The organism is Limosilactobacillus gastricus PS3 (genome assembly GCF_000247775.1).
Lineage (GTDB): Bacteria > Bacillota > Bacilli > Lactobacillales > Lactobacillaceae > Limosilactobacillus > Limosilactobacillus gastricus_A.
The window spans coordinates 106,465-122,099 of sequence record NZ_AICN01000072.1 but is presented as its reverse complement, the minus strand read 5'-3'; the positions used below and the strand labels follow the sequence as shown (position 1 = coordinate 122,099).

General features: G+C 42.0%; 17 protein-coding genes and 1 other RNA gene. 15 read left to right on the top strand and 3 right to left on the bottom strand.

What is annotated here, in order from left to right; translation table 11 throughout:
• Positions 1 to 15: 15 nt before the first annotated feature.
• Positions 16 to 2,232 (bottom strand): PBP1A family penicillin-binding protein, encoded by a 2,217-nt coding sequence (locus PS3_RS08615; protein ID WP_040468756.1) that lies wholly within the window; start codon positions 2,230 to 2,232, stop codon positions 16 to 18.
• A complete protein-coding gene (gene recU / locus PS3_RS08610; RefSeq protein ID WP_007122699.1) occupies positions 2,225 to 2,848 on the bottom strand; it encodes a Holliday junction resolvase RecU in 624 nt (207 codons plus the stop codon). Before recU ends, PS3_RS08615 begins: the two co-directional genes overlap by 8 nt.
• An 85-nt stretch (positions 2,849 to 2,933) precedes the next feature.
• On the opposite strand from recU, the gene PS3_RS08605 reads away from it, so the two are divergent.
• The 6 genes from PS3_RS08605 to PS3_RS08590 all read left to right on the top strand — a co-directional run bounded on the left by PS3_RS08605 (position 2,934) and on the right by PS3_RS08590 (position 6,782).
• Positions 2,934 to 3,530: an SLOG family protein gene (locus PS3_RS08605; RefSeq protein WP_007122698.1), complete on the top strand. Its 597-nt coding sequence runs from the start codon at positions 2,934 to 2,936 to the stop codon at positions 3,528 to 3,530.
• 95 nt (positions 3,531 to 3,625) lie between these two features.
• Positions 3,626 to 3,982 carry a cell division regulator GpsB gene (gene gpsB / locus PS3_RS08600; RefSeq protein ID WP_040468755.1) on the top strand — a complete coding sequence of 119 codons (357 nt, stop codon included), beginning with the start codon at positions 3,626 to 3,628 and terminating at the stop codon, positions 3,980 to 3,982.
• A gap of 25 nt (positions 3,983 to 4,007) precedes the next feature.
• An RNA gene (gene rnpB / locus PS3_RS10200) (RNase P RNA component class B) lies at positions 4,008 to 4,378 on the top strand.
• Between the two features lie 114 nt (positions 4,379 to 4,492).
• Entirely contained in the window at positions 4,493 to 5,203 is a 711-nt protein-coding gene (locus tag PS3_RS10320) for a helicase HerA domain-containing protein (RefSeq protein WP_050950908.1), read from the top strand.
• Between the two features lie 49 nt (positions 5,204 to 5,252).
• On the top strand, positions 5,253 to 5,645 hold the full coding sequence (locus PS3_RS10315) for an ATP-binding protein (protein ID WP_050950907.1): 393 nt from the start codon (positions 5,253 to 5,255) through the stop codon (positions 5,643 to 5,645).
• Entirely contained in the window at positions 5,646 to 6,782 is a 1,137-nt protein-coding gene (locus PS3_RS08590) for a THUMP domain-containing class I SAM-dependent RNA methyltransferase (RefSeq protein WP_007122696.1), read from the top strand.
• Positions 6,783 to 6,860: 78 nt separating this feature from the next.
• Here PS3_RS08590 and PS3_RS08585 read toward each other — a convergent pair whose 3' ends face one another.
• Complete coding sequence (locus tag PS3_RS08585; RefSeq protein ID WP_007122695.1) at positions 6,861 to 7,253, bottom strand: ribonuclease HI family protein; 393 nt, start codon at positions 7,251 to 7,253, stop codon at positions 6,861 to 6,863.
• Between the two features lie 29 nt (positions 7,254 to 7,282).
• Here PS3_RS08585 and PS3_RS08580 point away from each other — a divergent pair, with 29 nt between their 5' ends.
• The 9 genes from PS3_RS08580 (at position 7,283) to hisG (ending at position 15,625) form a co-directional block, all read left to right on the top strand.
• Positions 7,283 to 7,687 (top strand): EbsA family protein, encoded by a 405-nt coding sequence (locus PS3_RS08580; RefSeq protein ID WP_007122694.1) that lies wholly within the window; start codon positions 7,283 to 7,285, stop codon positions 7,685 to 7,687.
• Positions 7,688 to 7,690: 3 nt separating this feature from the next.
• Complete coding sequence (lspA, locus tag PS3_RS08575; RefSeq protein WP_007122693.1) at positions 7,691 to 8,125, top strand: signal peptidase II; 435 nt, start codon at positions 7,691 to 7,693, stop codon at positions 8,123 to 8,125.
• A 1-nt stretch (position 8,126) separates the two neighbouring features.
• Complete coding sequence (locus tag PS3_RS08570) at positions 8,127 to 9,041, top strand: RluA family pseudouridine synthase (RefSeq protein ID WP_007122692.1); 915 nt, start codon at positions 8,127 to 8,129, stop codon at positions 9,039 to 9,041.
• A gap of 18 nt (positions 9,042 to 9,059) precedes the next feature.
• Positions 9,060 to 10,133 (top strand): carbamoyl phosphate synthase small subunit, encoded by a 1,074-nt coding sequence (locus tag PS3_RS08565; protein WP_007122691.1) that lies wholly within the window; start codon positions 9,060 to 9,062, stop codon positions 10,131 to 10,133.
• Position 10,134: 1 nt separating this feature from the next.
• A complete protein-coding gene (locus PS3_RS08560; protein ID WP_050950906.1) occupies positions 10,135 to 11,787 on the top strand; it encodes an ATP-binding protein in 1,653 nt (550 codons plus the stop codon).
• On the top strand, positions 11,760 to 12,617 hold the full coding sequence (locus tag PS3_RS09975; protein WP_050950905.1) for a carbamoyl phosphate synthase preATP-grasp domain-containing protein: 858 nt from the start codon (positions 11,760 to 11,762) through the stop codon (positions 12,615 to 12,617). Before PS3_RS08560 ends, PS3_RS09975 begins: the two co-directional genes overlap by 28 nt.
• Before the next feature lie 70 nt (positions 12,618 to 12,687).
• Positions 12,688 to 13,518, top strand: a complete 831-nt coding sequence (gene hisJ / locus PS3_RS08555; RefSeq protein WP_007122690.1) for a histidinol-phosphatase HisJ — start codon at positions 12,688 to 12,690, stop codon at positions 13,516 to 13,518.
• Between the two features lie 339 nt (positions 13,519 to 13,857).
• Positions 13,858 to 15,027 (top strand): ATP phosphoribosyltransferase regulatory subunit, encoded by a 1,170-nt coding sequence (locus PS3_RS08550; RefSeq protein WP_007122689.1) that lies wholly within the window; start codon positions 13,858 to 13,860, stop codon positions 15,025 to 15,027.
• Positions 15,002 to 15,625, top strand: a complete 624-nt coding sequence (gene hisG, locus PS3_RS08545; protein ID WP_007122688.1) for an ATP phosphoribosyltransferase — start codon at positions 15,002 to 15,004, stop codon at positions 15,623 to 15,625. Before PS3_RS08550 ends, hisG begins: the two co-directional genes overlap by 26 nt.
• The last annotated feature ends 10 nt before the right edge of the window (positions 15,626 to 15,635 follow it).

Genomic DNA, 15,635 nt, shown 5'->3' with positions numbered 1-15,635 from the left:
GTAGCCTTTTATCAATTATTGACCGCTAGAAGCAGCATTATTAGTGTTAGCATCGGTGGTTGATTGCGAATTTTGCGTAATCGTTTGAACCGATTCTGACAACATCGAGCTTGAAGCGCTGGACGTTGATTCTGATGAAGCACTTGAAGAATCACTACTGCTTGATGAAGAGCTAGTAGATGATGAAGAGCTAGTAGATGATGTTGAACTTCCAGATGCATACTCGATGCTGAATGGATAGGCCTTGAACATGTATTGGGTCACCCCTTGGACACTAACTGATTCAAGGGAACTTGGCATGGTCCAATTACTTGCATGGTTTTCACCATCAAGATATGACATCAGAGCTTTATACAAGTATTGAGCCGAGTAGGCACCAGAATCCGTTAAGGTGTTCTTATTATCATCATATCCGGTCCATACCGAAATGGAGTAGTTCTTGGTGTAACCGGTCATCCAGGAATCCAGGATTCCACTGTTGTTGTTATTATCAGAAGCGTTGGTTGTTCCAGTCTTCCCAGCTTGGTTAACGCCACTGAGGTAAGCAGAAGTCCCACTACCATTACCCGTAAAGACCCCTTCAAGCATGTTAGTAATCATAAAGGCAGTTCCCTTGGTCATTGCCCGACTACCCTGTTTCTTGAAGTTAGTAGTGGTTCCTTCTTGAGTAGTAACCGAAGTGACATAGTATGGTTCGTAGTATGTTCCGCCATTAGCAAATGCAGCATAGGCTGCGGCTTCTTGGAGCGGAGAGATATAAAGGGCAATCCCACTTGAGTAGGTATAAGCCTTCTTTTGGGAAATACCCAGTCCCTTTAAGAACTTAGTGGCCTTGCTAATTCCAACAGCTTGTAGGGCTCGGATCGCAGGAACATTTCGTGATTGGACTAGAGCCTGTCGCATGGTGATGTTACCTTGGTACTTGTTATCAAAGTCCTTAATAGTACCAGTTGCATCAGGCCAAGTCATGGCAGTATCTGACAAAACATGGAAGGTTGGCCAGTGAAGATATTCAATGGCGGGACCATAATCCATCAGTGGTTTAGCCGTCGAACCAGAAGAGCGGGTTTGTTGAACAGCTCGGTTATAACCATAAACCGTATTACTATCAAGCTTCCGACCACCTAACATGGCAATAACTTGTCCATTATGAGGATCGACGACGGCAACCCCCACCTGAACATTATCGCTCGGGAAGGAAACATTTTCGTTAGCATCATCGTAAAGTTCTTGTTGCGCATCTGTATCCAGACTGGTATGAACCTTAAGACTATCGGTAGTGGGGTTATAACCTTTATCTTCCAGCTCTTCAATAACTTGTTTGACATAGGCGTCGACCACTGGTTCATCAACTTGAGAACTTGATGATTCAACATTCCCGTGAGATGAATCCAGTCCCTTAGTTACACTCTCTTTTTTGGCAGCGGCCGCTTGACTAGCGGTAATGTAACCATTGGTTTGCATGGCGTCTAGGACCACGTCCCGACGTTCCTTAGCATAGGTGGTGTTGGCTAAAGGATTGTATACAGAAGGTGATTGGGGAATCCCAGCTAGCATGGCGGTTTGGGCTAAGGACAATTCGTCCAAGTCCTTACCATAGTAGTATTGAGCAGCGGTCTTCATCCCATAAACACCGTTCCCCATATAAACCTTATTTAAGTAGTAAGTTAAGATTTGATCTTTAGAGAATTTTTTGGTGATGTTATAGGCTAGCCAAGCTTCTTGAGCCTTTCGTTTAAAGGTTTGATCAGACTTAGCAGTTGAGAAAACCGATAGTTTGATCAATTGTTGGGTAATCGTACTTCCCCCTTGAATTCCATCAGAAGTGCCGTGGAAAACATTGGAGAAGGCGGCTTTCACAATCCGAGTAGGTGAGATCCCAAGCTTTTCATGGTAGAAGTTCTTATCTTCAACCGCGACGACCGCATTTTTAAGGGTTTTAGGAAGTTCACTACTAGAAGCATACTGACGCTTTTGTGCTCCCAAACGAGAAACCACTTTCCCATTAGCGTCATAGATGGTGGTTCCAGTTTGGCTTTGTAAATCACTCTTGGTAATTGTTGGTGCACTCGAAGCATAGTAGAAGAAGAGGGCAGCACCGGCAATTACCAGCAAAACAAAAATACCAACTAGCCATAAAAAGATGCGTTTCCACAATGCTTTATGATCGACTAGGAAGTAGCCCAACCGTCGCCAAAACGATGGGCCAGAGGTATTGGGATTATTATTCATAATCGACTCCTTTATGTTTGATAGTTTCTAAGAGCTGATCAACAGCTGCTAAATAATCCAACCGTGGCTGCAAACCAAGTGTGATTGGGAAACCATCAGTTTGAATAGTGGTTAATAGAATGGACTTGCGTCCGCCAGCGTCTTGCTGGTCCCAAGCCTGAATTAACTTGGACGCCGGATAAAGATAGTTCTGGCCTAGATTAGTAAAGCGAATGATCGCAAAACAGATACCGCCTTGCTTTAGGCAATGGCGTAAGTGTTCGATCTGATGAGCATGAAAATTCTTTAAGGGAAAAGAACGCTTATTACGAGTCTCTTTAGCATCGAAGTCAATATAATGACCTTGATAAATGCCATTGTAATCAGTGGTTGATGGTCGTCGGAAATAAGCCTCGCGAACAACCGCAGCACTTCGCCGGGGATAATCAACCTTAACAAGTTGGATGGGCGTCGGTTTCTTATGAATGACAGCGCGATCGACGCTTAAATAATATTGATTACTCAGATTTAATTCATGCTCCAAGGTCATCCCCCGCTTCGCTGCCGATGATCCTAACTGAGGTTGTTCTGGGGCAGGTCGCGGTGGTTGTTGACCCTGTGGATATTTAATCGCCATTCTAGTTCCTCCATTAACTATGTGATATATTATACCAAAGAATCATTTAATTTGCGAAAAACGCCGATTTAAAGGGGGTTAGCATGTGAAAAGAGTGTGGATTTCGGGATATCGCGCGTATGAATTGGGGGTCTTTCAAGAAGACGATCCGAAGCAATTGGTAATTCAAACGGTTTTGAGCCAATTAATCCAGGATCGATTAAATCAGTCCAATGAAGAGACTTGGGTTATTAGCGGTCCGCAAATGGGAACCGAACGATGGGGCTTAAAATCTGCTATTGCTTTAAAGGATGATTACGAACAACTTCGTGTTAGTATGCTATTACCGTTTGCTGACTTTGGGCAGAATTGGAATGAAGATAATCAACTACGTTTAAGTGCGATTCGCGAGCAAATGGATTATCAAGGAACAGTTTCTAATCAACCATATCAGGGTCCACAGCAGCTTCGTAATTACCAACGATTTATGTTTGAACACTCTGATGAATTAATTTTGGTCTTTGATCCAGAACAAGAATTAAATCCAGATCAACATAGTAAACCGTTTTGGGATTATCGGGCGGCCCAGAAATATCAAGAGACACAACCTACTTATCAAATTACTTTGGTGACCATGGATCAATTACAAGACGCCGCGGAAGAATGGGCGCAACGTCAAGTTGAGGAACACGATGAATTTTAAAAGGTAAGTTTTAGAGATTTATGTTAATATCATTGGTATTTAATAAAAACTTTGGTAAACTAACAAAGAGTTAAAATTTAAGCGAGGTGTTAATTTTGGATAACATTAACTTTACTCCACAAGATATTTTACAAAAACAATTCCAAGAAAAGAGTATTGGAAAAGGTTACGATCGGGAAGATGTTGACTCTTACCTTGATGACATTATTAAGGATTACAATACCTTTGAAAAGGAAATCAATCGTCTTCAAGATGAGAATGCTCGCTTAAAAACCAAGGTCGACGAATTAACTCGTCAGGTTGAAGCTGGTGGAAGTGGGGTGGCAACGGGTGATGCCCAACCACTTTCTGGGGCCACGAACGTTGATATTTTGAAACGTTTGTCGAATTTGGAACGGCGTGTCTTTGGCTCCCAATTAAACAATGGCGATGAAGACTCGCATTTGCTTTAATTTCGTATTATAATCTTTCTTTGTAAGCTTTGGGTAATCGAGCGTAGCAAATGTTACGTTAGGAAGGTCCATGCTCGCACAGGCTGCGATGCCTGTAGTGTTTGTGCCCGCTGAAAAAATAAGGCGGGGCACCCATTTGGGTGACGGCGGAAAAACCGGCTAAGGCTTTGGCTATGCCCTAGTATTCCTGAAAAGTGCCACAGTGACGATGTAGTAGGGGAAACCTTACTAGTGGAACGCGGTAAACCCCTCAAGCGGTAAACCCAAACATTGGTAGGGGAGCTTTGGATAACAAATTGAAGTGATTCCAGGGGAGTATCTTTGATACTGAGATAGATGATTACCACGGTATGATTGGACCTGCAATGATACTTTGACAAAACATGGCCTACAGAAGCTTACATTCAGGTGAGACTGGGAAGAAATTATTTTCTTCACCGGTCTTTTTTAGTTCATTCGTGATTGGTCATATGATAAAATCGGGATGAATCAGTAAGAGGAGGGATGCAGATGTTTCAAGGATCATCTAATGAACGATCAATCACTGCAGAACAGTTGGTTCAACGTCACCTGTTAATTGTGGGGCAGACTGGCAGCGGAAAAACGACCTCCACCTTGTCTTTGTTGAGTGATTTACAGCAAGGGAGCCAAACAACGATTGTTTTTGACCCGACGGGAGAATATAGCAAACTTCCCAATACGATTACTTATAGTTTTGGTGACAATGCCTATCTCGATGCCGGTCAATTGTCAATTGAGGAACTAGCGGCCTTGTTACAATTAACAGACCTGCCTGCATCCACGAAACACTTGTTGCAAGAAGCAATTACCGCCTTGCGATATCAAGCGAATATTGCTAATCAGGCTCAACCTTATCGATTTATGAATCGACCGGTAAAAGAATGGCAAAAGGCGATGCAGCAATTAGGTCATTGGAGTGGGCACTACGAAATTAACCTGTTAGCTGATCAAATCATTGAATGCCTAGTTATACCGGCTTTAAATGGAAAACCGAACTATCAGTTGATGGGGCAAGATTATGACCGAGAAAAGTTGCAAAAACTGTGGCCCTTGATTACAACTTTACGGACTCAATTAGGCGAAACCACCTTTCAAGAATTGTTCGCCACGCAAACTGGAAAACAGCTTCAATATGAGTTAAATTTTGTTTTTGCAGATGTTTCTAAAACACCCCAGTCATCATCGGACTCTAGTGATTGATTTATCGTTATTAAAGCATTTACCAGTGAGCCAACAGGTGGTTTTATCAGTGCTATTTAAGCAAATCTTGCAATATCGATTGAGTCAAGGAGCTAGTTTCCCTGTGCAAGTGGTGTTAGATGAAGCTCATCGCTACTTACCAACAGACGTTAAGGACTTGCCTAATAATGGAATTTTTCAATTAGCCCGTGAGGGGCGGAAGGTACAAGTTGGATTGATTTTAACGACCCAATCACCATTAGATTTACCCGCTGAATTACGATCGCAATTTGCCCATCAGCTGATTCACCATTTAGGAAGTGTTGAAGAGTGGCACAGTTTATTGGCAAACACTCCTTATCAAACATTACTAACGGGGCAAGCAATCATTCATGGGCTAACTGGACAAATCGAAAAATGCCAAGTACAACTGCCGACTTGGTGGGAAAAAGAGGATGAATAAGTGACAGAATTTAAACTACTCGCTACGGCTGCTGCGGGGATTGAAGCCTTAGTTAATCGTGAATTAAAGGACCTTGGTTATCAAACGCAAACTGAAAACGGTCGCGTTCGGTTTCAAGGTGATATCAAAGCGATCGCCCGAACTAATTTGTGGTTGCGGACGGCTGATCGGGTCAAAATTATTGTGGGCGAATTTGATGCCAAAACATTTGATGACTTATTTGAACAGACTAAAGCTTTAGCATGGGAAGAATTACTACCGATTGATGCCAACTTTCCAGTTTCAGGGCGGAGTAGCCATCATTCCCAGTTACATAATGTACCTAGTATCCAAGCAATCACCAAAAAAGCAATTGTAGAACGGTTAAGTATGGTCTATCATCGGCGGACTCGATTAACCGAGTCTGGAAGCAAATATCCGATCGAAGTGGCTATCGACAAAGATCATGTTATATTAACTTTAGATACGACGGGAGATAGTCTTTTTAAACGTGGCTATCGTCAGGCTAAAGGGGCTGCACCTATGAAGGAGAACTTAGCGGCCGCTTTAGTGATGTTAGCACATTGGTTTCCTGATAACCCATTTGTAGATCCGGTCTGTGGTTCTGGGACGATTCCGATTGAAGCGGCGTTAATTGGTCATAATATTGCCCCAGGAATTAACCGGCATTTTATGATGGAGCAATGGTTAAACTTAACTCCGGCTGAATTATTAGATGAGGTCCGCGATGAAGCCGATGCCCAAGCTCATTATGATGTTGAACTAGACATCACGGGTTATGATATTGACCAATCAATGGTGGCAATTGCGCAACAAAATGCGCGCGCGGCCGGTTTAAGCCAAGATATCACCTTTAAACAATTGGCCTTAAAGGATTGGCGGACTGAGAAGCTTAACGGAGTGATTGTGGCGAATCCACCATACGGGGAACGGTTAAGTGATCAAGCTAACGTTCGAGAATTATATCGGCAAATGGGGCAGTTATATCGACCAATGACTACTTGGAGTAAATATATTTTGACGGCTGATCTTGAGTTTGAGAAATTTTATGGGGCTCCCGCTACGAAAAAACGTAAACTATATAACGGGGCTTTGCGCACGGACTTATTTCAATATTGGGGGAAAAAGCAACGATAAGCTGACCTTAAAATTTTGCTAAAATTAAACGGACTCGACAAGATTTTAAATCGCGAGTCCGTATTTTTGTTATAATATTCACGTGTGTGATTGATGCAAGGCCTGCAAAGCTAATTGGTGAGCACCGTGATTCAGTTTTTCGGGGAGCCATTCGGTGACCACGGTTGGGTATTGGTCGATGAGGGTTAATAACCGACTTAATTCGGCAGCATATTTTTTAGCATAACCTTTACCAATAGCATCGCTGACTAATCGACTATCGGTATAAAAGAAAATGATCTGATCAGCGGACTTGAATTGAGCTAGTTGTTCAAAGGCCCAGCTAGCAGCCATAAATTCCGCATGATGATTATCAGTAGCTGGAAGTGAGTGGCTAAATTGATGTTGTTGACCATTGATGATGATGAGACAACCGGCGCCAGCAGGACCGGGATTACCACTAACAGCAGCATCTGAATAGATTTTTATCATAAGCATCCTTTCAAAGCGAGGGTTTCAAAATGACTGAAAAAAAGAAATACTTCTATCAACCAGATATTACGACGGCAATTATCGCTTGGTGTTGGACTTTCCTAATTTTGATTGTTGGTGTCGTGATTTGGCTAGAAATAACTACATTTAACTGGATTACTGCCGTTTTTCTGCTCGTCTTTTTAGTAATTAGTGCCTTAGCGATTTTTCGGCGAACTATGATCGTGACCGAAGATCGGTTAATTCTAAATCGGGTCTTACAACAAGATTATGCTGAAATTCCATTGTCAGCAATTAAGCACTTATACTTTCGAAAAAATACGGTTGTTTTTACGGCCCATGGTGAGGTTATGACTTTTAGTATGTCGCGGCGCTCAATCCGTTCGTTAGAAACATTATTGAATAATCTGATGGCTAAGTCGAAGGAGGCTTAGACGATGTATTATGGGGGATTAGTAATTTTGCTGGTATTAGCCGACCAAACGATTAAATGGTGGGCAGCTAGCAACTTACAATTAGGTGATACGATTACCCTTATCCCAGGATGGTTAGCCTTGACCAATGTTCATAATAATGGGGCGGCTTGGAGCATGTTAGAAGGCCAGCACACCTTTTTTATTGTGATCGCCTTAGTGGCGATTGGGGTGATTTTATGGTTAATGAAACGTAACTGGCATCAAAGAGCCAAGATGGTGGCCCTGTCTTTATTATTGGCGGGCACTCTTGGCAATTTCATTGATCGTTTTGCACAAGGTTACGTTGTTGATATGTTCGAGCTAACCTTCATTAATTTTCCGATTTTCAATCTTGCAGACAGTTGTTTAACCCTTGGGGTATTGATTTATATTGTGATTATCTTACGGGAGGATTAAGATGGCACCACAACATATCGTTGCCGATTCGACGATGCAGGGACGACTGGATAAAGTTTTGGCTCAACATTTAACGGATATATCCCGATCACAAATCAAAAACTGGATTGATCAAGGCCGGGTAACAGTCAATCATCAGCAGGTTAAAGCTAAATATAATTTACTTGTAGGCGATCAAATTGAGATCACGCCACCGCAACCCAAAACAATTGATTTAACGCCAGAAGCAATGGCTTTAGATATTGTTTATGAAGACGATGATGTCATTGTTGTTAATAAACCTCAAGGAATGGTGGTCCATCCGTCGGCAGGACATCCTAACCATACCTTGGTAAATGGACTTTTATACCATTCTCCTTTATCGACGATTAATGGCGAGTTTCGTCCTGGAATTGTCCATCGAATTGATAAGGATACCTCAGGTCTCTTGATGGTAGCAAAAAATGATCATGCTCATCAGTCGTTAGCAGCGCAATTAAAAGCCAAAACGAATGAGCGAGAGTATCTAGCCTTAGTGCACGGGGTAATTAAAGAAGACGAAGGAAAAATTGATGCACCAATTGGTCGGTCCTTAAAAGATCGGAAGCAACAAGCGGTTGTTGCTAATGGGAAATCAGCAGTGACGCATTTCAAAGTTTTGAAACGTTATCAACACTATACTTTGATTTCATGTCACCTTGAGACCGGGCGAACACATCAAATCCGGGTTCATATGAAATATATTAACCATCCTTTAGCTGGTGACCCACTCTATGGACCCCGTAAAACCTTACCGGGAAATGGGCAATACTTGCATGCCAGGACGTTGGGCTTTGTTCATCCAACTACGGGTAAATTAATGCGCTTTTCCGCGCCATTACCAGATTGGTTTGAAAAAATGATACAGTTTTTAGACCGGACGGACGCCGTTCAATAAACGAAAGGGGGCGAAAACATGCCAGAGAAAGCACTGATTTTAGAAGATGGTACTATTTTTAATGGTCGCGAATTTGGTTCACCGGCCGTTTCTTTTGGAGAAGTGGTTTTTAATACGAGTATGACTGGCTATCAAGAATTGATTACCAATCAGGTTTATCATAATCAAATTGTTGTTTTCACCCAGCCAAATGTTGGTAATTTACCAATTCAGTCGAATATTTATGAATCAATTGAACCAACCATTAAAGGAGTTGTGGTCCGGAATGCGGGGATGATTGATCCTGATGACCGACGCAGTTTAGATTACTATTTAAAACGACATAATATCCCTGGGATAACTGATATTGATACGCGCGCTTTGGTACATCATTTGCGGTCTTTAGGGCGTCCAGTTCGCGGGAGTTTAGTCCCGGTCGCTGATGAGCACGCTTTTGATCAATTAAATGCCACAGTGTTAACCAACCAACAAGTGGCACAGGTTTCAACACCTAAGCCATATCCCAATCCAGATGTGGGACCCAGTGTGGTTGTGATTGATTTCGGCCTAAAGAATGGGATTTTGCGTGAATTAAGTCGGCGAAAGTGCAATGTGACCGTTTTGCCCTATGATGTAACTGCTGAGCAAATCATGCAATTAGATCCCGCTGGAGTGGTTTTAAGCTCGGGTCCTGGAGATCCGCATGCAATTAAATCCAGTGTGATTGAGATGATTCAAAAAATTCAAGCAACAGTGCCGCTATTTGCAATTGGTTTAGGGCATGAGTTGTTTGCTTTAGCCAACGAAACGGATAGTGAACGCTTGCCAATTGAATACCACGGTAATAATCACCCAATTCAAGAAATTGTGACGGATCATATTATTTATGCGCAACAAACCATGGGTTACCGAATTAAACGTTCAGCAGTTAACCGGCAACGCCTATTTATTACCTATGTTGATCTATTAACGGATAGTGTCATCGGCCTACGCCATAAGTATTATCCGGCCTTTTCGGTCCAATTCTTTCCTGATGGGGCTCCCGGGCCAGATGACGCTAACCCTTTATTTGATGAATTTGTTGAATTGTTAACGAAACGAAAGGAGCTTTAGAATGCCAAGTGCGCTATTAGTTGGTTCAGGACCAGATAATATGTACAGCGGAGATGAGCTGGATCTAACCGTGCTTAATATTGCGTCGGCTTTCAAAGCTCGGCAATGGGAAACCATCTTCGTTAATAACAATCCATTTTCCTATAGTCTGGATGCACAAGAATACATTGATTATCCAGAGATCCGTCCCTTAACAGTAGATAATTTGGTGGCGTTAATTCATCAGTATCAACCAGATCTGATTGTGCCTACCATTGGGGGACGCTGGATTTTTGACTTAATGGAATCTCTGTCAGAAACGGGGATTTTTGAAGAGGTTAATACGAAATTGGCGGGAGTTAACTGGTCAGCCGTTCAGCAGACCAATAATCCTTCAAAATTAGAGCGGACGCTCAAACAAATTGACGTACCGATGAAAAACGTCCAGGTGGTCGATAATTATCAAGATGCTTATCTGATGGCAGAACAGTATGGCTTTCCATTAATTGTCCGGTCTTTATCACCGCGGGAGCATAGTTTTCGTCATATTGTCCATGATGATCAATCATTCCAAGAAACCTTTGCTGAAGCTTTAAAAGCATCCCGAATCCGCCGTGTATCCATTCAACAAAGTTTGCAAGGCCTCAAGGAAATTGAAACCGTCGTGGTGCGCGACCAATCAGGGACATTAATGCAGATCGCGACAGTCGAAAATATGGATCCGATTGGCATTCATGCCGGGGATTCCTTTGCAGTGACGCCGGCCCAAACCTTGCTTGATCGGGAAATTCAAACCATTCGAAAGCTGGCCTTTAAGATTACGCGGCGGTTACGAATTGTTGGAGTTAACCATCTCCAATTTGCGGTTGATCGGGCTCATAACCGCATTTATGTAACGAAAGTTAGTCCTTATTTTGACCGAATTTCATCCTTTGTGGAATTGGCAACGGGTTATCCTTTATGTGAAGTAGTGGGGTTGTTATACACTGGCGAACGCTTACGTGAGATTAATCTTGGCGAACACTATGTCCCTTTGACGGCTTTAACCGAGCCATTAATGGATGCAACGGCAGTACGAATTCCCGTCTTTCCCAACTCTCAATTACCGACCGCTGATTGGCGTTTAGGAACGCAAAAACGATCGATTGGTTCGGCGATTGGGATTGGACGGAGTTTGGTCGAAGCAGTATTAAAGGCCTTGACCTATCAAGAAACGGATATGGGTAATCAACGGCTAGCCATGGTGCAACAATTAACCGATGATCAGTTAGATCAGTTGCTGATTCATCCCCAAAATAATCGTTTTTATACTCTAGTTGAAGCCTTACGACGAGGGTATACGAGTGACGAATTGGCCGAATTAACCCAAATTGATTCCTATTACTTTAATCAATTTCAATTAATTGTTAGATTAGAACATCAATTGAAGACCCAAGAATTGACAGCTGATTTATTCCGTCAGGCCAAGTATTGGGGCTTGCCAGATGTGACGATTGCGCGTTTAAGCCAAAAAAGTTTGATGAAATTAGTCAATTTCGTTCGCAAGCTCAGATTAATCGAACCTTTAAAGAGATTGAGCCGGCAGCAGGTGAGTTTGAACAACATTCTCGGACTTTTTATGCTACTTTTGAGATGGAAAATGAGAGTGTGGCGGGTGCCGCCCCGCGGGCTTTAGTTATTGGTCCTGGACCCCGCGGTCTTGGAAATGGGACGGCTGATGATTACGTAACTGCGAAGATGTTAAAAACGCTTAAAGAAGCAGGTTATGAAGTCATTGTTATTAACGACAATCCTAGTTCGGTCACCCTTTCATCTAAAATTGCTGATAAGGTTTATTTGGAACCGCGGACCAGTGAGTTGGTGAATGAAGTGGCCTACTTAGAACAACCGGAAGTGGTATTTGTTCCTCAGTTGGCTCACGAAATTATTGACCATCTGAAACAATTAGATTTGAATTTCACTCTGTTACCAATTCGAATGATTGATCGCCCGGTCCGTATTTTATTAAGCCAACCAACTTATGAAGCCCAAGTTTTATTTGATGGTCAGGTTACCTACCATTTAGGCGTCAATCAAGAATTACCAACGGCTGATGGGAGTGAGTATTTTGGTATCGATAAAATTTATCCAAGCGATTTAACAGCCGATCAGCATTTGAAGCTGAACCAGCTTTGTGATCAAGAAATGGGTCGCAATCATCGTCCAGGAGTTTATCAATTAATCTTTACGAAGGATCATGATCAGTTCCAAATGATTAAGGTTCAACCAATTCCCGCGGCCGATATTGCGATGCTCGCGAAGGCCTTAAAATTAGACATTGTTGGCCTAGCTACCAAGTTAAGTCTAGGGAAATTTGAAGAAGCTGAATTTGATCAATGGCAACCAAGTAATGATACTCGTTCATTACATTATCAAGATGTTTTCCCATTTAAATCACTCCATTTACATGGACAACAGCCGTCAAAGCTGACTAGTATGGGAGCTAAAGTTGAATATTTGAATTGATATGGTAAATCAGTCATTGTGAGATGGCTGATTTTTTTGTAGGATAAAAATAAAAATGGTGGTGACGAAGTTGAAAATAGAAGGACATTCACATACGGAACTTTGTCCGCATGGTTCAGGTGATAGACTTGAAGACATGGTGAAAAAAGCCATTCAAATGGGCTTTACAGATTATTGCGTGACTGAGCATGCCCCCTTACCAAATGGTTTTGTAGCGGAATTTGGGGGAGTTGAAGATGATTGGCAGACGGCTTCATTAACGTATGAACAAGTCGAAAGTTATTTTAACTTAGTCGATCAAGTTCGGGCTAAGTATCAAGATCAAATTAAGCTGCATGTTGGTTTTGAAGTTGATTATGTGGACGGTTTTGAAGCTGAAATTCGACAATTCCTAGATACCTATGGTCCACGAACGGATCAAAATATCCTGTCAGTACATTATCTACGTGGGGCGGATGGTTTGATTTATGGAGTTGATTATTCTCCCGAAGAGTTACAAATGGGTTTTACGGATTTAGAAGATCAGCCGCACGCTTTTTATCAACGTTATCTAAGAGTGATTAAACAGGCCATCTCAACTGATTTAGGGGTCTATCAGCCGCAACGTTTGGGTCATCTGACTTTGATGCGGAAATATCAAGATTACTTTGCATTGCCGCAAGACTATAATGAACAAGAATGGCGGTTAATTAAGAATATTTTAATTTTGCTAAAAGATCAGGGGCGGCAACTAGATTTTAATTTAGCTGGTATGTATAAAGAATATTGTAATGATTTTTACCCCGGTACTCGAATTACAAAATTAGCGAAGGAACTAGGCGTGTCGATGGTCTATGGATCCGATGCACACAGTATTAAAGAAGTTGGACATGGTTATCATCTTTATGAGGCTTTTAAATAGTCCGAAATATTTGTTGACATTTGAATAGTTAACTAATATGATATTGACATAAATTAAATATCGATTAGAAAAAAGTGATGAGTAGACGAGTAAGTTGATCTAAGTTGTCTAGAGAGTTCCCGAGTAGCTGAAAACGGGGTGAACATTTCAACTGAACCACACCTATGAAGACTGATTAGTTGATTAAGACTAATTCGAACGGCTCGTTATCCCCTTGAACTATTTGTTCAAACTGAGGTCCATTCTGTGAGGAATGGACGAACTGAGGTGGAACCACGATCATACGTCCTCTTGCCATATGGCAGGGGGCGTATTTTTTTATCAAGAAAGGAGGGCCTTATGAATCAATATCGTTTACCAGTTGGCCTGAAAGACTATTATGGCAGTCGTCTCGACACCAAGGAGCAATTACGACATTATCTTTTCCAACGTTTTGACCAGCTTGGTTATCATAAGATTCAGACACCCTTACTGGAATACGAACCGGTTTTTGCTGAATACGAAACCGAGTCACGAGATCTTTATCGGGTGTTGGAAGCGGATGGCAATGTCTTGACTATTCGGCCTGATTTGACCTTGCCAATTGCTCGTTTCTTATCAACGACTAATGTGGCATTGCCTAATAAATTCTCTTATGTGGGCGAATTTATGCAGCGTCATCGTGAATACCAAGGTTTCGAACGTGAACAGACCCAAGCCGGAATTGAATTAGTTGGCTATCCTTCCACGAAAGCGGAGTTCGAATGTCTAACAATTATTAATCAGATTAATCAGGATTGGTTTGATAATTCGTTGGTAATTGAGTTAGGGAGTGTTGACCTAGCTGAGGCAGTGTTAGATCAGGTGACGAAGGACCACGATCAGCGCCGTGCCATTAAACAAGCCCTTTTTCAAAAGAACTTACCAGTTTACGAAAAATTGATTGAGCCCTATTCTGCTGGTCCAATTGGTACTTTTTTGAAAGAATGGCCGTGGTTATTTGGCTCAAGTGCCGAAATTGAAGAACTACTCAAAGATTCAGGATTACCAGCTCCAATCAAGAAAATCATTCAACAGATTATTGCTTTTGCCCAATTTATAACTAACCTCCCTGGGCAATCAGTTATGATTGATTTAGCTAGTAAGGCGCCTCAAAAATACTATACCGGATTGATTTTTAAAGCTTATACCGCCCAAAGTAATCAATATGTGATCAGTGGAGGTCGATATGATCAGTTATTAGCCAATGTTAACTCCAAAAATATTCCTGCCGTAGGGATGGGGATTAATATTCAAATGATGGCGGAGCTAATCAGCCCGGCCACTCCAGCATCGCGGGTAGAGATCTATTGTCAACAAGATCAATTATTTGCGGCTCAACAACTAGTTAATCAACATGTCAATTATGAATTGTCGTTAGCTGATAGCTTAAGGGAGGCCCGATCATTAGCCCATCAACACCAGCGTCAACTGATGATTTTAAATGAAAAGGGAGAATTAATAAATGATCTTGAAAATCGCACTAACTAAAGGACGGGTCGAAGAACAATTTATGGAATTGCTCGATAAATTGCAGATTGATATCACCCCCTTTCGAAATAAACAACGGAAATTAATTATCGATCTTCCTGGTTATCAATTTATCCTGGCCAAGGGACCGGACGTGATGACCTTCGTTAATCGAGGAGTGGTTGATTTAGGCATTGTGGGGTCGGATCTATTAATGGAGCAGGGGAATGAAAGAAACGAACTGATGGATCTAAAAATAGGTCAATGCCAGTTCATTTTAGCCTCAGTCGCTGGTTTTGATGTTAATGCGCCAGGTCGAAAGACCATCGGCACTAGGTATCCCCGAGTGGCGGCCCGCTATTTTGACCGATTAGGCCAAGATGTCGAAATAATCAAGATTGAAGGTTCAGTTGAATTAGCGCCGTTAATTCAATTAACGGATGCCATTATTGATATTACGGAAACCGGGACGACCCTCCGGGAAAATAATTTAGTGGTCTATGACCGCTTAACTAAGGTGTCAACCAGATTAGTGGCTAATACGATGGCCCTGCGACATAAGAAAACTGCTATTTTAAATTTTATGCACGAATTATCTAGCGTCATTCCAGAAAGTTGAGGATAACCGA

Excerpts from the sequence above, each read along its gene's own strand:
- PS3_RS08550 (WP_007122689.1), top strand. The coding sequence starts at position 13,858 with ATGAATCAATATCGTTTACCAGTTGGCCTGAAAGACTATTATGGCAGT.
- PS3_RS10320 (WP_050950908.1), top strand. The coding sequence starts at position 4,493 with ATGTTTCAAGGATCATCTAATGAACGATCAATCACTGCAGAACAGTTG.
- PS3_RS08615 (WP_040468756.1), bottom strand. The coding sequence starts at position 2,232 with ATGAATAATAATCCCAATACCTCTGGCCCATCGTTTTGGCGACGGTTG.
- PS3_RS08560 (WP_050950906.1), top strand. The coding sequence starts at position 10,135 with ATGCCAAGTGCGCTATTAGTTGGTTCAGGACCAGATAATATGTACAGC.
- hisG (WP_007122688.1), top strand. The coding sequence starts at position 15,002 with ATGATCTTGAAAATCGCACTAACTAAAGGACGGGTCGAAGAACAATTT.
- PS3_RS08580 (WP_007122694.1), top strand. The coding sequence starts at position 7,283 with ATGACTGAAAAAAAGAAATACTTCTATCAACCAGATATTACGACGGCA.
- lspA (WP_007122693.1), top strand. The coding sequence starts at position 7,691 with ATGTATTATGGGGGATTAGTAATTTTGCTGGTATTAGCCGACCAAACG.
- recU (WP_007122699.1), bottom strand. The coding sequence starts at position 2,848 with ATGGCGATTAAATATCCACAGGGTCAACAACCACCGCGACCTGCCCCA.
- PS3_RS08570 (WP_007122692.1), top strand. The coding sequence starts at position 8,127 with ATGGCACCACAACATATCGTTGCCGATTCGACGATGCAGGGACGACTG.
- PS3_RS08585 (WP_007122695.1), bottom strand. The coding sequence starts at position 7,253 with ATGATAAAAATCTATTCAGATGCTGCTGTTAGTGGTAATCCCGGTCCT.
- PS3_RS08565 (WP_007122691.1), top strand. The coding sequence starts at position 9,060 with ATGCCAGAGAAAGCACTGATTTTAGAAGATGGTACTATTTTTAATGGT.